Origin of the sequence: Paenibacillus sepulcri, assembly GCF_042647105.1 — a bacterium.
GTDB lineage: Bacteria > Bacillota > Bacilli > Paenibacillales > Paenibacillaceae > Paenibacillus_Z > Paenibacillus_Z sepulcri.
Map to the genome: position 1 here is coordinate 7,990,746 of NZ_JBHRUP010000001.1, position 17,244 is coordinate 8,007,989.

The window sequence follows — 17,244 nt, forward strand, 5'->3', positions numbered from 1 at the left end:
CGCAGGACTGCCGGGCCAACCGGCAGTCCTGCTGTGTGTTAATGATATCCAATTATGATGGATGTGCAAAAAGGATAAACAAATGCCTGTCTCGAATACAATATGAGTTGCTGGAAGAATCAGAAGGGAGCTGCAGGAATGAAGATCGGATTATTGATCGTGGATATGCAAAATGTTTATCTGAACGGCTATGTGGAGAAAGCAAAAATAAGAGAAGCGAGCGAGTATATCAATTATGTCTCCAACATGATGCGGGATAAAGAGCAGACGGTCATCCATATTCAGGATATGGATGGTGCGGATGAGGACACGGATCCGGAGGCAAGAGAAATTGTGCCGGAGATCGTCGTGGGTCCAAAGGACATACGGGTAGAAAAGCTGTACTCCAACGGGTTCTGGAAGACGGATCTGGAGCAGGTGCTTCGTGATCAAGGAGTTGGATTTATTGTTGTTGCCGGTTTTTCTGCGGAATATTGTGTGACATTCACGACGAATGGCGCATTGGAACGCGGGTTTCAGGCCGCCATATTGCAGCGGGGAATTATAAGCGCAAACAACGAGGCTGTCAGCTCGACTTACCGGGACCGTCATGTGGTCTCCTATCCGGCGATTAAATTCATGTTGAGTGAACTGGTTTAAATACGAATAGGCAATCAAGCTGGCAAATCTATCATTAAATCGTTTACAATAATCAAGAATGGCAATCATAGAGGAGGAGAAGTCAATGAAATACACCAAACTGGGAAAATCCGGACTAAACGTCAGCAAGCTTTGTCTGGGTACGATGAATTTCGGCGTCGACACCGAAGAGAAGGACGCGTTCCGCATTATGGATGCAGCGCTTGATGCGGGGATTAACTTCTTCGATACAGCTAATATTTACGGTTGGGGAGAAAATGCCGGCCGTACGGAAGAGATTATCGGCCGCTGGTTCGCACAGGGCGGCGGCAGGCGGGAGAAGGTCGTGCTTGCGACCAAATTCTACGGGGACATGAGCGACAAGAATGATGGTCCGAACAGCGGACCCGGCCTGTCGGCGTATAAGCTGCGCCGTCACCTGGAAGGCTCGCTTCTCCGGCTGCAGACGGATCATATCGAACTCTATCAGATGCATCACGTCGACCGTGATGTTTCCTGGGACGAGCTGTGGGAAGGCTTCCGCATCGCCCAGTACCAAGGCAAGATCGGTTATGTGGGCTCCAGCAATTTCGCTGGACGCGATCTGGTCAAGGCTCAGTACGAAGCCAAATCGAAAGGCCTGCTCGGACTCGTGTCCGAACAGCATAAATACAGCCTGCTTACGCGTCAGCCCGAATTGGAGCTGCTGCCTGCGGCACAGGAATACGGCATCGGCGTCATTGCCTGGAGTCCGCTGGATGGCGGCATCCTGAGCGGCAATGCATTAAATCCCGTTGCAGGCTCAAGACGCGCCAGCGATCAGACCCGGGTGAACAAGCACCGGGCGCAGCTTGAAGCCTTCGCGGGACTTGCCAAAGAGCTTGGCGAGTCCGAAGCCAACATCTCACTTGCCTGGACGCTGGCTCATCCTGCCATGACGGCGCCGATCATCGGACCGCGCACGATGGAGCAGCTCGAAGGCGTGCTTCGCGTCGTCGATATCGTTCTGAGCGAAGAAACATTGAAGCGGCTGGACGAAATTTTCCCCGGTCCCGGCGGCGAAGCCCCCAAAGCTTACGCCTGGTAAGGTTATGCCAAGCCGAGCTCCGTTGTCAGAGGCAGCACGATTTTTAACTTGAATGACTTAAGGTAAAATGGCACCCGTTCGGCATGAGCCGGGCGGGTGTTGTTTGTTCAAATATCAGAAAGGATAAAACTGGTCTATGATATTTATTGAGGAAGAAACTAACTGTGCCGCCAAAAGAACTTCAGCCGTTTCTTCTTATGCGAAGGGCATAATAGTTTGCTTTTTCTGCAAGGGGTATCGTGTGATTGACCTGGGTATAACATAACGAGTACCATATGGATAACGGAAGACAATCTCAAACCATAATTCCTTCCGTGCAGAACGTATTAAGGAGCGATGCATAAGATGCCAAAAATAATCGCGCCATCCTTTAATTTTATTGGAAATCATCCGATTCTGGATTTTATAAATACGAAGATAGTCCACAATGGAAAACCATATGATCTGCTTGAATCGTTTGCGGATATCCTCGATTGGTTAAATCAAGCAAATATGCTGGGTCAAGAAGAGGTTGATCATAACGTACCGGGATGGAGTGATATGGATGAAAGACTTCATGTTGTACATGAAGCCCGAATATTGCGAAGCAGTCTGCTCACCCTTGTCCAGAACGGGTTGAATCAAGAAGAGGCTCACGGTGAATGTATTGAAATTGTGAACAGCTTTCTTAAAGACCGGATAATTACAAAGAAAATAATAAAGACAGATAAAGGTTTTGGCACTTTACAGCATATAACTATGCAAAGGCCGCTTGATATTATTGCTCCTATCGCCGAAACGGCTGTAGATTTTTTATGTCATTACAATTTATCATTGGTCAAAAAGTGTGAGAATCCGGAATGTGTCCTTTACTTCTATGACAACAGCAAGAACAGTACACGCAGATGGTGCAGTCAGAAAACCTGCGGGAACAGGATGAAGGTGACAGCTTATCTTGAACGGCAACGGAATAAAGGAAGCTTGTGAACAGGGTCTTAGAAGATATCTTCTAAGGCTCTTTTTTTTCAAGGGAAAACAGTAAATAATTAACCACCAAAAATAATATTTACAGGTTAAATAAATTATTATATAATGCTCCTAATTGAGTTATAACGGTTAAATAACCAATCGAAAGCAACCAGGCCCCGCCATATCAAATTAAGATAAGATGATCAGCTTTATTGGATATGTTAAGAGAAACTAATCGTGTTATACAGTTATTCGTCGTAAGGGGTGATCAGAATGTCGGAAAATTTTCATGCGGGAGAGTTAATGGTTCAAGAAATGGCAGAGGAATCGGTGTTAGCTGCTCAAAACAGTAAAATGATCAGTTCGCATCTTTCAAAAGGTGCTGCTGCATTTTTAAATAAGCAAATGTTTGTTGTGGTTGCTTATGGAGATACAAACGGAAAAGTATGGATTTCGTTTTTGACGGGAGACGAGGGATTTATTGAAGCGTCTAACGAGAATACCGTCCAAATCCATGCACCTTCCTATTTGAAAGATGTCAATTTTCAATCCATCAGCCTGAATCGGCCATTGGGATTGTTGATCATGGACGCAAACAGACGAATACGTCTTCGGATTAACGGAGAAGTCGATTCCTTTGATGAAAACGGGTTGAAATTAAACACCAAACAGGTCTACGGGAACTGCCCAAAATATATTCGCAAAAGAAATTTACGCGAAGACGCAGACAAGCATCGCAGCCTGGTATCGGAGCACCGCAGCCGCATATTGAGCAAAGAACACCAAGAGTGGATTGAATCCGCCGATACCTTCTACATTGGGAGCTTAAACTCGGCTTACGAGGCTGATGCTTCACATAGGGGCGGAAATCCGGGATTCGTTCAGGTGGCGAGCGAGTCGGAATTGGTGATACCTGACTATTTCGGGAACTCTATGTTCAACACGCTCGGCAATATCGTTACGAATTCAGCTACAGGGTTATTATTTATCAATTATGACAACGGCCATTCCCTGCATCTGGCCGGACAAGCTGAAGTGATATGGGATGAGAATGAAATAGCAGAATTCCCGGGAGCAAGCAGATTGGTACGTTTTCGTATCGATGAGGTGCTTCAACTGAATAATGGCTCAAGACTGGGGTGGATTAACGGCGAAGCTTCTCCGTTTAATCCAACTTTATAAAAGATTTAAGGTGGTGGTATGTATAAGCAATCGCGGATTTAAGCAGGTTTTTATTTTGAATCTACTACTATTTTAGGAGGAATTTTACGTGAATACAAATAAATACATAATCATTGTTCAAGCAGGTAAGCAGGATATGGCCAGAGCGCTGCATGGCTTGTTGTACGGCATCGAACTGCATGGAGCGGGCATTGAAGCGGAGCTCTTTTTTGACGGAGCTGGAACGTATTGGCCAACTGAATTTGCCAAACCGGATCACGAGTTGAATCCTCTGTACAAACAGGCTTTAAAAACAGGTATTATTAAAGGCGGCTGCACCGCCTGCTCAGGATTTTTTGAAGTTGCAGAAGAAATGCAGCAGGCGGGTGTACCGCTGGCAGGCAGTGAGGCAAGCGGAGGCCATCTTCCATTTGCCCAATATATTAAAGAAGGTTTTATCCCGGTTATTCTTTAAAATTCAGCCATCTGGCCGGTTTTGCCCAAACAAAGCCGGCTTCTCCTCTAAACGACAGGATCCCATTCATTTTTCCAGCGGTTGATTTCCATAAAAACACCGGTAAAGGCCTTTCCTTTATCCGTCAAGGAGTACTCCACAGTCAGCGGTACAGTCAGAAAAACGCTGCGGGTGAGCATTCGGTGCTGCTCAAGATTGCGTAAGGTGTCAGTCAATCCCTTCGTGCTGATTTTCCCCAAATTTCTGCGTAATTGATTAAACCGTTGAGGCTCTCTCAGAAGCTCGGTGATAACTAAAAAAGGCCACTTGCCTGCTAGAAGCTGTAAAACCTCGGATATGGAAGCAATGCATTGGTTGTCCTCCTCAGTCGTGCTCACAGTTCTGTCATCTCACTTTCAATAATATAGTAATATTAAATTATTAAGTAAATCATAACATGCAGTGATAGGTTAATCCACCCCATAATTGCACCGTGACAGGTACCAATCAGGAACTGGGCGAATACTCTGGTTTTGACTAGAAAAGCAAATGGAGGTTTCGCTGTGATTCCCATGTACCCCTATTACGGTTATCAGACAAAATGCCAGCAGGTGCCGATCACATTTCCGCCCCAGCATCAGGACGTGCAGCCTGGCTTAGAGTATTTAATGAACCCGATTCCTATATCCGACAATCCCCATTACAAGGGAAGCTGCAAGCTGGAGGGGAAAGTAGCCATCATCACCGGGGGCGACAGCGGAATCGGCCGTGCAGTTGCCATCGGCTTCGCCAAAGAAGGAGCGGACACGGCGATCGTCTATCTGTACGAGCGCGAGGACGCCGAAGCGACCAAGCGGATGGTGGAGCATTATGGCGGCCGCTGCCTGCTGATTGAAGGAGATTTGCGCCAGCCCGGTTTTTCCGTGGATGTGGTGAAACGGACGATTGAATGCTACGGCAAGCTTGATATCCTTATCTTGAACCAGGGCGTCCAGTTCCCGCAGGAGAGCATAGCTAATATTTCCAATGAACAGCTTGAGGACACATACCGGACCAATATTTTACCGCATTTCTACATGACGAAGGCTGCGCTGCCTTACCTGAAGCCGGGAAGCGCGATTGTATCTACGGCATCCGTTACCGCGTACGCAGGCGCCCCTTTGCTTGTCGATTATTCTTCTACCAAGGGCGCGATCGTATCCTTTACCCGTTCGCTGTCGCTCCAACTGGTCAGCAGGGGAATCCGGGTCAATGCCATAGCTCCGGGACCGATCTGGACACCGCTAATCGTATCGAGCTATTCGGCTGAATATGTTAAAACCTTCGGACTTGAAACGCCGATGAAACGCGCAGGGCAGCCATTCGAGCTTGCGCCCGCCTACATTTATCTGGCATCCGACGATTCTTCCTTTGTTACGGGACAGGTGCTTCACGTCAATGGCGGCGTAATGACGGAAACTTAAGCAAAGCCTGCAAGCCTTACGAATATGTCATTTAGTCGATTGAAAAAGGTTGGACGTCCCTTGTCGAGAGACAGGAACGTCCTTGCTTTTTTTTTGAAAATATAGAATCTCCCCTACATAGCTTATATTTCAGAGGTGAGGATATTCGCTGTGCCGCAAGAAGAAGGCGATAGCCGGTTCTTCCTATTTTATTGTTAGATATGCGTCATATTTTAGACCGTAATCTATATATCTATTATTTAATGTCATTTAATATTACATAAAATCGTTGACAGTCAGATATTTTCCGATATAATAAAACTCAACAAAGCAAAACACCCAATACTGTGTTAGAAAATATAACAATCATAGGGTGTGATGAATTGGGTTGGACAGCAGGCAGTATGAAACAAAGCATTCTCAAGCTGTACAATGAGATTAACATGGGGATGTTCAACGCCGGCGTCAGCCGTCAGAAGGTTGATTTTGTCGGCAACAAGATATTGATTCTGTCTATCAATCATCGCGTACCGGTATTAAAGCTCCTGGACGGGAAGGACATCGCGTCCACCAGAAGGTTGGACATGCTGTTATCCGAGCATTTCAAGGCTGAAATCAAGAGGGAATTTGAACAGGCATTTCAATTTAATATCGTTGCGATTCTGAAGGATTACGATATCGAGACCGAATACTCCGGTACGATCGTCATCCTGGATCGAGACGTGGAAAGTTATCTGAATGATGCGTTGTAGCTCCGCAAGGAGAGCCGACAAAATCGTCAGTTCCTGGGAAAGCATAGGCACATCTGTGTCTTCCCGGAGCTGGCGGTTTTTTTATTCTATCGCGGGAGGGAATTTGGTATGGAGAATGCGGCGGGACAAATGATCGAGATCAACGGTGTGAGTAAAATTTTCCGAAAAAACGGGAAAGACATCATGGCCATGCAGGAAACGAGCCTGTCGATTGAGGAAGGGCGCTTTGTCAGCATCATCGGACCCAGCGGCTGCGGGAAATCGACGCTGTTCAACATTATTGCCGGGCTCGTTCCCCCGTCGACAGGTCAAGTACTGGCTGGCGGCACCAACATTATCGGGAAAACCGGGCATGTCGGTTATATGCTCCAGAAGGATATGCTGCTGCCTTGGCGCACGATACTGGACAATATTATTCTCGGCATGGAAATTCGCGGCGTCCCCCGGAAACAGGCGGTGGATCGGGCGCTTCCCCTGATGGAGCGGTACGGGCTGAAGGGCTTCGACAGGCATTATCCGAAGGAGCTTTCCGGAGGCATGAAGCAGAGAGCCGCACTGCTCCGGACGCTGCTGTACGACCGGGATATTATTTTGCTGGACGAGCCTTTCGGGGCACTGGACGCCCAGACCCGGATAACGATGCAGAACTGGCTGCTGCAGCTGTGGGGCGATTTCGGCAAAACGGTGCTGTTCGTCACTCACGATATCGACGAGGCGATCTATCTTTCGGATGAAATCTACGTGTTCACCGCAAGGCCGGGCAGGATCAAGACAAAGGTGACGGTCAATATGGAGCGGCCGCGCAAGCAGGAGGATCTCACCTCGCCCGCGTTCATGGAGCTGAAAAATCATCTGATGGGCTTGCTCGCAGAAGAGCAGCAGACAGCGCAGGCGGCAGAAATGATCTCTTAAATAAATGATAGAGGGAAGGGACAGCACTTATGAAAATCGAGAGCGAGGCAACGTTTCTGAAGTCGGCTGTGATTGAAAACCTGCTTCATAAGAAAGAGGCGCATCGGGCTGAGGCGCCGGTCATTCAGGATGAGGAGCTGCAGGAAAGAAGAAGCCAGCGTTTTGTCATGATGGGCCGGTTATTGATCACGCTGCTGGTGCTGGTGGTATGGGAAGGCTTTACGCGGATTGGCTGGCTGGATTCCTACTATTGGAGCAGTCCTGTAACAATCGCCCAGACTGCCTGGATCCAGGCAACGCAAAATCATTTGCTGTCCGACATGCTGTATACTTCGGGCTCCACCATTATCGGCTTCGTCGCCGGTACAGCCATCGGCGCTGCAATCGGATTATCATTCTGGTGGTCCAAACAATATGCGCTGATCAGCGAGCCGTTCCTGATTATTCTGAACGCCATGCCGAAGCTGGCGCTCGCTCCCATCATCGTTATTCTGCTCGGCATCGGCTTCTTCTCCAAGGTGGCGCTGGCCTTCGCCCTGACTGTCATCGTCTCGGCGCTTTCCGCCCACAGCGGCGTCAAGAGCGTCGATCCCGATATGGAGAAGCTGATGTATTCGCTGGGTGCCAAGCGAAGGCAGGTATTCACAAAGGTTGTCGTCCCGTGGTCGATGCCATGGATTATCAGCAGCCTGCGCATCAATATCGCGCTTGCTCTGGCCGGCGCTATCGTCGGCGAGTTCATTGCTTCCAGTCAAGGGGTTGGGCGGATGATCATGTATGCCGGGACCATTCTCGATATTGATCTCGTCTGGGTCGGCGTCGTTGTGCTCTCCATCCTGTCCATGGTCATGTACTGGGGCGTCGTTGCTCTGGAGAAGTGGCTGTCCAAGGGCTTCATCAAGCAGTAGCTCCAGCCGAAACGGTTGTTTGCTCAATAGAGATGGCCTATGAGCCAAAAAAGGGAGAGATGAAATCATGCTGCGTACCCGTAAATTGTTGGCTGCCTTGATCTGCGTCTGTCTGTTCAGCCTGGCCGCCGCCTGCGGCAGCAAGACCTCGAATAACACCGTTGATACCGGCGCTGCTGCGCCCGCATCCGGAACCGAAACCGTCGCGGCAGGCCCGCTCAAGAAACTCGTTATCGCGGAGCCGCTCCATTCTATCGGCTACCTGCCGCTCTATATTGCGCAGCGGGACGGGTATTTCAAGAAGAACGGTCTGGACGTAAAGGTGATCACGGCAGCCGGAGGCACGCATGTAACGGCAGTCGTCAGCGGCGACGCCTGGGGCGTTATCGGCGGACCGGAATCCAACGCCATGGCCAACAGGAAGAACGACGATCCGATCATCTCCGTCGTCAATGTCGTCAACCGGGCCAATGTATATCTGATGGCGAAGAAAGGAACCGGGCCGAAGAGCGATTCGCCTGAGGACTTGAAGGCTTTTCTCCAGGACAAGAAGCTGATTGTCGGCCGTCATGGCGGCACGCCCAATCTGCTGAGCCGGTACCTGCTCATTGAGCTCGGCCTTGATCCAGACAAGGACGCGCAGCTTCTGGAGCCGGCGGACAGCTCCGCGGTTGTCGCCATGATGCAGTCCGGAGCTGGGGAAATCGCGAACGGCGCCGAGCCGCAGGTGAGCGATGGAATGTCCAAGGGGGTATGGGACGAGCCGTTCTACAAGTTCCATTCGCTTGGCGACTACGCCTATTCCGTCCTTAGCGTCAAGAAATCGACCATCGAGAAGGACCCGGAGACGGTCCAAAAATTCGTGAATTCGATTCTGGAGGTGTTGCAGAAGGTCAAAGACGATAAGGAATATGCAGCTGCTCAGGCAAAGCTGGAATTTCCGACCATGACGGATGAGGCGCTTAAAGCATCGATGGAACGCGCTTATGCGGACGAGCTGTGGAGTCCGGACGGGCAGATTTCCGAAGAGGCGCTTAAAAACGACATGGATGTCATGGCCAAAACCAAGATATTTACAGATCCCTATACGTATGACGGCCTGATTGATATGCAATTCGTGAATAACGCGAAATAACTACATTAATCCATGAGGTGACGACAATGAGACTCGTAAAAGAAAACCTGGAGCCTTCAAAAACGGCTATTATCGTAGTCGATGTACAAAACGATTTCTGTCATCCCGACGGCGCCTGTGCCCGTCGCGGCAGCGATGTCAGCGGCGTGAAGGAAATGATGCCGCATCTGCACGGCCTGCTTAGCGGAGCAAGAACATACGGTGTGCCGATTATATTCATCCAGACGTTCCATGAGAAGGCGACCGACTCCGCTGCCTGGACTGGCCGCTCAGACGGCCGCTCGGGCGAAGTGTGCCGGACCGGCACCTGGGGCGCAGAGTTCTACGAAGTGGCTCCGCTGCCGGGCGAGATTATCGTCAACAAGCACCGGTACAGCGCCTTTATCAACACCCGGCTGGACTCCGTGCTCCGCACCCTGAAAATCGAGACGCTGGTCATGACCGGCGTCAGCACAAATGTATGCGTGGAATCCACCGCACGCCATGGCTACATGCTGGATTACAATATTGCGTTCGTAGCCGATGGCTGCGCCGCTTTCTCGCAGGCGGAGCATGACACGACGCTTTCGAACATCGACAGATTCTTTGGTACTGTCGTGAATTCCGGCCAATTGATCGAAACATGGGAGTCAATGGCTGCCAAGACCGTTACGACGGCAGGCTGAAGATCACAATCATAACCGGAAGGAGGCGTCTCCAGCGGCAATTATGCCGCCTGTGGGCGGCCTCCTTTCTTTTTCCCGGCACCCGCACGCTGCGCTGTTTAATACGTTACAGAAATGGGAGAATGCTGCTGTGAAAACCAAATCAACCGCTGCCATCCAGTATGTCATATGTCTTGGAGCGTTCCTGTCCAATCTGTCGGCAGGGATGTTCAATATTGCGCTGGTCGATATCGCCGGAGACTTTCACCGCTCCATTCCATCGACCCAATGGGTGGTGACGATCTATCTGCTGACCATATCCGTTTGTCTGCCGCTGATGGGCGCGATTGGAGACCTGCGGGGCAAGCGGGATATTCACAATCTGGGATATTTTATATTTATGATCGGAGGCTTATTCTGCGCATTGTCGCCTAATTTGCCTGCGCTGATCGGCTTTCGCATCCTTCAGGGCATCGGGGCGTCCATGTACCAGGCGAATAATATGGCACTCGTCGTCTCGCTGTTCCCTCCCGAGAAAAGGGGAAGAGCGCTTGGAACAGTCAGTACCTTCGTGGCCGCCGGCGCTCTGATCGGTCCAAGCCTGGGCGGTGTCATCATTCAGTTGTCCTCCTGGAGGTTCAACTTCTGGCTGCTCGCTGCCGTTGCGCTCGGCGCGTGGCTGCTCGCGCAGCGGCTAATACCGAAGGACAAGACAGTCGGCAAAGCTATGCCCGATTTGCCCGGGGCCGGTTTATTCGCCGTTTCCCTCACTGGGCTTGTTACGGGTCTGAACCTCGGAACGACCCTGGGATGGAATTCGGGGGTCGTCTGGCTGCTGCTTGCTTCCTTCTCCATATTCGCCTATCTGTTCGCCAAGTGGAGCTTATCCGCCAGATGGGCGCGAATTGGCCGTGCGCCCTTCATCCGGCTCGCCATGTTCAATCATCCCGCAATCGTCTTCGGGATCCTGCTGACCATCGTCACATATGCCGCAGCATTTGCCACCCAAATCGTACTTCCTGTATTTCTGCGCAGCGTGATGGGGATGGAGCCGGCCGCTGCAGGTCTGGTGGTTATGGCATATCCGGCTTCGCTGATCATATCCGCGCCGCTGAGCGGCGGCAGCTCCGACAAATACGGTTCTACGCCGATCATGCTCATAGGGCTGGGCTGTATGGTCGCCGCCATGACTGCGCTGAGCTTCCTTTCAGTGGACACCAGCCTGGTTTACGTCATCACGTTCGTTGTGCTGCTCGGCTGCGCGATGGGTATGATCACGTCGCCGAACAACAGCATCGTGATGAGCCGCACGCCGAAACAGAACCTGGGCATGATGAGCAGCATGATCGCGCTGAACCGCAATCTTGGCATGATGACAGGCGCGGCCATCGGCGGCATGATTATGATTGCCGCGCCTGGCAGTCAGAGCGCTGGAGCAGGAGGCAGTGCCGGTCAGCTTGTGCGCAGCTTCCGGGAAGGGTATTTGTTGATGGCGGCGATTGTGCTCGCAGCGCTGCTGGTTTTTGTATGGATCGTGCGCGTCGGCGCAAGACGGGATCGCACCGGAACGCACGCCGGTGTGGAACAGAAATCGATGGTCTAGAGCTGCCCCCGGGATATATGGGGAGCATTGGGAGCAACGCTTGATTCTATTCGGATCGGCCATAGTTTAAAGCACATAGCCGCGCAAAGCTGCGGCTTTTTATTTTGGTATCCCATTGAACGAAATAATCATGCAAGCGTATCAAGGATGGAATTGGAAGAAATAATAAACGAAATACCGCTTGACTTGGAGTGCACTCCAAACGATAAGATATCCCTTGCAGCGAATCAATCCTAACCATAGCGTCCAACATACTGGAAGGAGAGCAGGACGGTGGAGTATGGATTTTCGATTGCAGGGAAAAACGAGCATGCACTCCCATTCGGCAGACGACGGATTTTACCTTAGTCCGGCAGAGGCTGGGAAGGCTGAATAGCTGGATAATGTTAGGAACATCATATCTCAAGACATGAGAGGAGACTGGTTATGCATACGGATAACTTATATAAAATCACCCCGCAAGCGCCGATTCCATCGGGCTTCGGGCATCAAACAACGGCGCGTGAGGCGCTTGGCGGACGCGACCTGAGCGGCAAGACTGCAATCGTAACCGGCGGCTATTCAGGCATTGGCCTTGAAACAACCCGCGCTCTGGCAGAAGCGGGAGCGACTGTTATTGTACCCGCAAGGACGCCGGAAAAAGCCCGCGCTTCAGTCGCCGGGATTCCAAGGGTGGAGCTGGAATCGCTTGATCTTATAAACCCGGCTTCGATTGATGCCTTCGCCAGGCGGTTTCTCGATTCCGGCAGGCCGCTGGATATTCTCGTCAACAGCGCCGGGATCATGGCTGTTCCTCTTACGCGTGATGCGCGTGGATACGAATCCCAATTTGCCACCAATCATCTGGGCCACTTCCAGCTGACTGCCCGGCTCTGGCCCGCCTTGAAAAAGTCGGGAAACGCACGGGTTGTCTCGGTCAGCTCGGGGGCGATACGCTATTCGGGCATAGATTTCGGGGATCCGAACTTCGAGCGCAAAGAGTACGACAAATGGATAGCATACGGCCAGTCCAAATCAGCCAACGCGCTGTTTGCCGTCGAACTGGACAAGCGTGGATATTCGTCCGGCGTGCGCGCCTTCTCGCTCCATCCCGGCGTGATTATAACCGATTTATCACGTCATCTGTCGGATGACGAGATGCGCGCCATGGGCGCGCTCGACGAACAGGGCCGCCGCGTCGCTTCCGATCCTTCGCGGTACAAGTCCCCTGAGCAGGGTGCGGCAACAAGCGTTTGGTGCGCAGCAAGCACACAGGTGGACGGCATGGGCGGCGTTTACTGCGAGGATGTCGACATCTCCGTCGTTGTTCCCGATGACGCTCCGATTGGTCCGGGTGTCGTGCAATGGGCGATCGATCCCGAATTTGCAGAACGGCTGTGGCTGCTCAGCGAGGAACTGACCGGCGTGAAGTTCACGATTTGAACGGATGAGGCGCGCTGATCCGATCGGTTGATAATTTTCAAGCATTAATGCTCCTATGCATACACTTCGAGGGCTGCTCAGATTCCTGCTTCCAGGAATTGAGCGGCCTTTTCACTTTTCTTGCAAAACGCCTTCAGATAATTGCCTTCTTGACACTTGAATCATCCTCACTCTATAATGATCACTATATTAAACGTAATTATTACGTTTAAATAAGGCTAATCGAATTGGATTATTCGATTATTCATTTCATATTAATCAGCACGCGATGATTAGCATGAAGATGGATTCAGAACATAAGGAGGGTCGGAGAGGCACGGGCGGCAATTGAAAATGGAATATGAGACCTATACATAATTGGGAGGATTACCATGAGGAAATCGATTAAGCTTTCATTCACGATCATTGCGGTTTTGATACTTGCCCTGACTGCAGCAGCTTGCGGGCAGGAGGACGAAGCTGACCCTGCATCTAATTTGGCGAACACAACCAACACAACCGCGGCGGCAGCTCCCGTGCAGGATTTATCCCCGACCAAGGAGGAGATCGCCGCAGACGGCCAATCCACAGTTTTTTATACGTTCCAGGATGATGCGGACAAAACCGTCACTTTGACGGCCAAGCCTGAGCGGATTATTGTGCTGGCTCCGGAGTTCCTGCCCGTGTTATACGAGCTTGGCGGGAAAGCTGTCGGACGTATCACTGTCAACGCCTCGCCTGTGCCGGAGGCAGCCGAAGATATTCAACAGCTGGGTACGGTGGGGCAGGTCAATGTTGAGCAGCTGGTTGCCTTGAAACCGGATCTGGTCATTGGCTCCACAACCTTTGATGCAAAATTAACCGATTTGATGGCAAGCAATAAAATTCCTTTGGCATTGCTGAAAATGTCTTCCTTTGAAAGTGTTAAAGAAAAAGCGGAGCTGTTCGGTATTATAACCGGCAATGAAACGAAAGCAGGCGAGCTGATTGCCAAAATTGAAGCCGACATGGCCGGGATCAGCAGCAAAATACCGGCAGACCAGCATCCGACCTTTACCGTATTAAACGTAACTCCATCAAGTATTTCGCTGCAGCGTTCGAACACGACGGCACTGGAGATCGGACATCTTCTGGGCATGACCAATATTGCCGAAGGCATGAGCGCGTCTCCAAACAGCGCAACCTCCGCGCCTTACAGCATGGAAGCTTTAGTGGCCGCACAACCGGATTTCATCTTCATGACCATACACGGAGCCCAGGACAAAGGGATGGCCAAAATCCAGCAGGACCTGGAGAAAAATCCGGCATGGGCTTCTCTGACTGCCGTGAAGGAAAAACGCGCGATGGTCATTCCAGCAGATAAATTTCTGACGAATCCCGGCTTTAATTATGCGGAATCCATGAAGCTGATGGCTCAGATTGTATATCCGGAGATTTTCGGGTGACAGCAAACAATAAAGCATTAAGGCACCGGGGCGGCTGGAAGGCGGGGATGCTCATCCTTTTTCTTGCGGCAGCGGTGATGGCCTTTACGTTCAGCATGAACGGAGGGGCCATCGCGATTCCGCTCGGAGATACGTGGAGATACTTGTTCCACCCGTCCCAAGAGGGCGTGATGAGGGATATTATCTGGAATATCCGTTATCCGCGGACATTGGTAGCGGCCCTGGTAGGTGCGAATTTGGCGGTTTCGGGCGCATTGCTTCAAGGCGTCATGCGCAATCCGCTGGCTGATCCCCACATCATCGGGGTATCGAGCGGTGCCGGTCTCCTGGGGATGATCGTCCTCATTGCGCTGCCGAATATGTCCTATCTGTTAACGCCGTTCGCTTTTATCGGCGGGACGGGCGCTGCTCTGTTGATCTATTTATTGGCGTGGAAGAACGGGATTGTGCCTACACGAATCATATTGGCCGGCGTAGCCGTATCTGCCTTTATGGGGGCGGGAATATCCGCATTGTTAACATTCTACAGCGACCGGGTTCAGGGTGCGATTTCGTTCATGGTCGGGGGGCTGTCCGCCAAAAGCTGGCCGCAATTCGATACGATTTTGCCCTATTCGGTCGTTGGCCTGGCGGTCGCGTTCTTATGCGCAAGAAAGATGAACATTCTCATGCTGGGCGACTCGACGGCGAAGAGCCTGGGAACGCGCGTGGAGCTGACGCGGATTATCGTGACAATGGTGGCTACTTTTCTGGCTGCCAGCGCGGTCAGTATTGTCGGTTTGCTCGGCTTTGTCGGGCTGATCATTCCTCATACCGCAAGAATGCTGGTAGGCAATGATTATCGCGTGCTGCTTCCTGCTTCCGCACTGCTGGGCGTTGCTGTTATTACGGCTTGCGATACTGTTGCGCGGCTTGCTTTTGCCCCTATCGAGCTGCCGGTCGGCGTCATCATGGGAGCATTGGGCGCGCCGTTCTTCCTGTATCTGCTAAGGAGGAAAACCGTATGAGCTTCATCCGGGCAGTGGGAATCACTCAGCAATTTAATGACAAAACAGCCGTCAACCAGCTGGATCTCTCCATCGATCAAGGCAGGATTTACAGCATTATCGGGCCGAATGGCTGCGGGAAGAGCACTCTGCTCAGGATACTGGCGCGGCAGCTGAAGCCAAAGCAGGGCGAGGTGTTCCTTGAAGGAGAAAATTTGTACAAAATGCCGCCCAAACGGGCAGCGCTTAAGCTGGCTCTGCTGGCTCAAAGCGCCGAACCGGTCGATTTGACCGTTCAGCAGCTCATCGCATATGGGCGCTCTCCACATAAATCGATGCTCCAAAAAATGAACAAGGACGACGATGAAATCATTCGTTGGGCGATTGAGCAAACGAATCTGCAGCATTTGGCAGACCGCAATGTGGCAACATTATCCGGCGGAGAACGCCAGCGCGTATGGATTGCGCTGGCTATTGCCCAGCAATCCGCGGTGCTGCTTCTTGACGAACCGACGACCTTCCTCGACGTTTCCCATCAGCTGGAGGTGATGGAGGTGGTGGCGGGGCTTAACCGCAATCACGGGACGACGATTATTATGGTGCTCCATGATATGAATCATGCGGCTGCCTATTCGGATGAAATTATCGTCATGAATCATGGGAGGCTTTATTCCAAAGGCGCTCCTGACGAGGTGATGACACCCGCCATGCTTCGGGAGGTTTTTCAGGTTGAAGCGCGGATCTATACCGATCCGGAGGACGGGAAACCGGCATACTTACTCAAAGGTCTTGCTGACAAAGAAAGGGCAGGTAAAGAATATGTCCACTAAAACCTATCGATATCCGATAACGGCGATTGTCGGGCAAGAGAAGATGAAGCAGGCGCTGCTCCTGAATGTCGTCAATCCGAAGCTCGGCGGGGTCCTGATCCGCGGGGAGAAGGGGACGGCGAAGTCGACGGCCGTTCGCGCGCTGGCGGATTTGTTGACGGAGCTAAAAGTGGTAAATCTGCCTGTAGGAGCGACTGAGGACCGGGTTGTCGGGACGCTGGATATCGAGCATGCCATCAAACACGGCGAGAAGAAATTCGAACCCGGCTTGCTGGCAAAAGCGGACGGTCATATTCTCTATGTGGATGAAATCAATCTGCTGGAGGACCACATCGTTGATGTGCTGCTGGATGCGGTAGCCATGGGGATCAATACGATCGAGCGGGAAGGGATTTCTTATTCGCATTCTTCACGGTTTATTCTGATCGGAACGATGAATCCCGAGGAAGGGGATTTGCGCCCGCAGCTGCTGGACCGGTTCGCCTTATCCGTCGAGGTCAGCGGGGAGAGGGATGCCCGGCAGCGGGTCGAGGTCATTAAACGAAGGCTCAGCTACGAGAAGGATCCGGAAGCTTTTTGCCAATCTTACGGGACAGATCAGCTTCTGTTGGAAACGCAGATCCGTCAGGCCCGGGAAACCTTGAAGCATGTGCAAATAAGTGACGACATGCTGTCGCTTGCTGCCCGCTTATCGATTGGTTTGGATATGGACAGCCATCGTGCCGATATTATGATGATCAAAACCGCAATGACGATTGCCGCCGTCGATGGAAGAACGGAAGCATGTCTGGAAGATATGAAGCAGGCGGCACAGCTCGTCCTGCCCCACCGTCTGCGTCAGGCTCCGTTTGCGGCAAGGGAAGTATCCTATGACCGGATCGATCTATTGATCGATGAAATAAGTGTGGTGAAGTAAAG

Annotated in this window: 18 protein-coding genes; 17 read left to right on the forward strand and 1 reads right to left on the reverse strand. The window is 51.4% G+C overall.

Annotation, left to right across the window (positions count from 1 at the left end):
• Positions 1 to 138 precede the first annotated feature (138 nt).
• The 5 genes from ACFOLF_RS34635 to ACFOLF_RS34655 all read left to right on the forward strand — a co-directional run bounded on the left by ACFOLF_RS34635 (position 139) and on the right by ACFOLF_RS34655 (position 4,289).
• Positions 139 to 639, forward strand: a complete 501-nt coding sequence (locus ACFOLF_RS34635) for an isochorismatase family protein (RefSeq protein WP_210045361.1) — start codon at positions 139 to 141, stop codon at positions 637 to 639.
• Between the two features lie 85 nt (positions 640 to 724).
• Entirely contained in the window at positions 725 to 1,705 is a 981-nt protein-coding gene (locus ACFOLF_RS34640) for an aldo/keto reductase (RefSeq protein ID WP_210045360.1), read from the forward strand.
• A gap of 345 nt (positions 1,706 to 2,050) precedes the next feature.
• Positions 2,051 to 2,671, forward strand: a complete 621-nt coding sequence (locus ACFOLF_RS34645) for a CGNR zinc finger domain-containing protein (RefSeq protein WP_210045359.1) — start codon at positions 2,051 to 2,053, stop codon at positions 2,669 to 2,671.
• Positions 2,672 to 2,926: 255 nt separating this feature from the next.
• Complete coding sequence (locus ACFOLF_RS34650; RefSeq protein ID WP_210045358.1) at positions 2,927 to 3,835, forward strand: pyridoxamine 5'-phosphate oxidase family protein; 909 nt, start codon at positions 2,927 to 2,929, stop codon at positions 3,833 to 3,835.
• 88 nt (positions 3,836 to 3,923) lie between these two features.
• Positions 3,924 to 4,289, forward strand: coding sequence for a DsrE family protein (locus ACFOLF_RS34655; protein ID WP_210045357.1), 366 nt, complete (start codon positions 3,924 to 3,926; stop codon positions 4,287 to 4,289).
• 47 nt (positions 4,290 to 4,336) lie between these two features.
• Here ACFOLF_RS34655 and ACFOLF_RS34660 read toward each other — a convergent pair whose 3' ends face one another.
• A complete protein-coding gene (locus ACFOLF_RS34660) occupies positions 4,337 to 4,666 on the reverse strand; it encodes a winged helix-turn-helix transcriptional regulator (RefSeq protein WP_210045356.1) in 330 nt (109 codons plus the stop codon).
• 165 nt (positions 4,667 to 4,831) lie between these two features.
• Between ACFOLF_RS34660 and ACFOLF_RS34665 the strand changes: the two genes are divergently transcribed.
• The 12 genes from ACFOLF_RS34665 to ACFOLF_RS34720 all read left to right on the forward strand — a co-directional run bounded on the left by ACFOLF_RS34665 (position 4,832) and on the right by ACFOLF_RS34720 (position 17,242).
• Positions 4,832 to 5,731, forward strand: coding sequence for an SDR family oxidoreductase (locus ACFOLF_RS34665; protein WP_210045355.1), 900 nt, complete (start codon positions 4,832 to 4,834; stop codon positions 5,729 to 5,731).
• Positions 5,732 to 6,114: 383 nt separating this feature from the next.
• Complete coding sequence (locus ACFOLF_RS34670; protein ID WP_210045354.1) at positions 6,115 to 6,462, forward strand: Na-translocating system protein MpsC family protein; 348 nt, start codon at positions 6,115 to 6,117, stop codon at positions 6,460 to 6,462.
• A gap of 108 nt (positions 6,463 to 6,570) precedes the next feature.
• The gene (locus tag ACFOLF_RS34675) at positions 6,571 to 7,374 is read left to right on the forward strand and encodes an ABC transporter ATP-binding protein (RefSeq protein ID WP_379113441.1); all 804 of its coding nucleotides are present in this window, start codon (positions 6,571 to 6,573) and stop codon (positions 7,372 to 7,374) included.
• Between the two features lie 29 nt (positions 7,375 to 7,403).
• Positions 7,404 to 8,282, forward strand: coding sequence for an ABC transporter permease (locus tag ACFOLF_RS34680; protein WP_210045353.1), 879 nt, complete (start codon positions 7,404 to 7,406; stop codon positions 8,280 to 8,282).
• A gap of 67 nt (positions 8,283 to 8,349) precedes the next feature.
• Positions 8,350 to 9,417, forward strand: coding sequence for an ABC transporter substrate-binding protein (locus ACFOLF_RS34685; RefSeq protein ID WP_210045352.1), 1,068 nt, complete (start codon positions 8,350 to 8,352; stop codon positions 9,415 to 9,417).
• A 26-nt stretch (positions 9,418 to 9,443) separates the two neighbouring features.
• Entirely contained in the window at positions 9,444 to 10,082 is a 639-nt protein-coding gene (locus ACFOLF_RS34690) for a cysteine hydrolase family protein (RefSeq protein ID WP_210045351.1), read from the forward strand.
• Positions 10,083 to 10,212: 130 nt separating this feature from the next.
• Positions 10,213 to 11,664, forward strand: a complete 1,452-nt coding sequence (locus ACFOLF_RS34695; RefSeq protein ID WP_210045350.1) for an MFS transporter — start codon at positions 10,213 to 10,215, stop codon at positions 11,662 to 11,664.
• A gap of 426 nt (positions 11,665 to 12,090) precedes the next feature.
• On the forward strand, positions 12,091 to 13,086 hold the full coding sequence (locus ACFOLF_RS34700; RefSeq protein ID WP_210045349.1) for an oxidoreductase: 996 nt from the start codon (positions 12,091 to 12,093) through the stop codon (positions 13,084 to 13,086).
• Between the two features lie 371 nt (positions 13,087 to 13,457).
• Positions 13,458 to 14,510, forward strand: a complete 1,053-nt coding sequence (locus tag ACFOLF_RS34705; protein WP_210045348.1) for an ABC transporter substrate-binding protein — start codon at positions 13,458 to 13,460, stop codon at positions 14,508 to 14,510.
• Complete coding sequence (locus tag ACFOLF_RS34710) at positions 14,507 to 15,517, forward strand: FecCD family ABC transporter permease (protein WP_379113443.1); 1,011 nt, start codon at positions 14,507 to 14,509, stop codon at positions 15,515 to 15,517. The genes ACFOLF_RS34705 and ACFOLF_RS34710 overlap by 4 nt, the downstream gene beginning before the upstream one ends.
• On the forward strand, positions 15,514 to 16,326 hold the full coding sequence (locus ACFOLF_RS34715; RefSeq protein WP_210045347.1) for an ABC transporter ATP-binding protein: 813 nt from the start codon (positions 15,514 to 15,516) through the stop codon (positions 16,324 to 16,326). The genes ACFOLF_RS34710 and ACFOLF_RS34715 overlap by 4 nt, the downstream gene beginning before the upstream one ends.
• On the forward strand, positions 16,316 to 17,242 hold the full coding sequence (locus ACFOLF_RS34720) for an ATP-binding protein (RefSeq protein ID WP_210045346.1): 927 nt from the start codon (positions 16,316 to 16,318) through the stop codon (positions 17,240 to 17,242). The genes ACFOLF_RS34715 and ACFOLF_RS34720 overlap by 11 nt, the downstream gene beginning before the upstream one ends.
• The last annotated feature ends 2 nt before the right edge of the window (positions 17,243 to 17,244 follow it).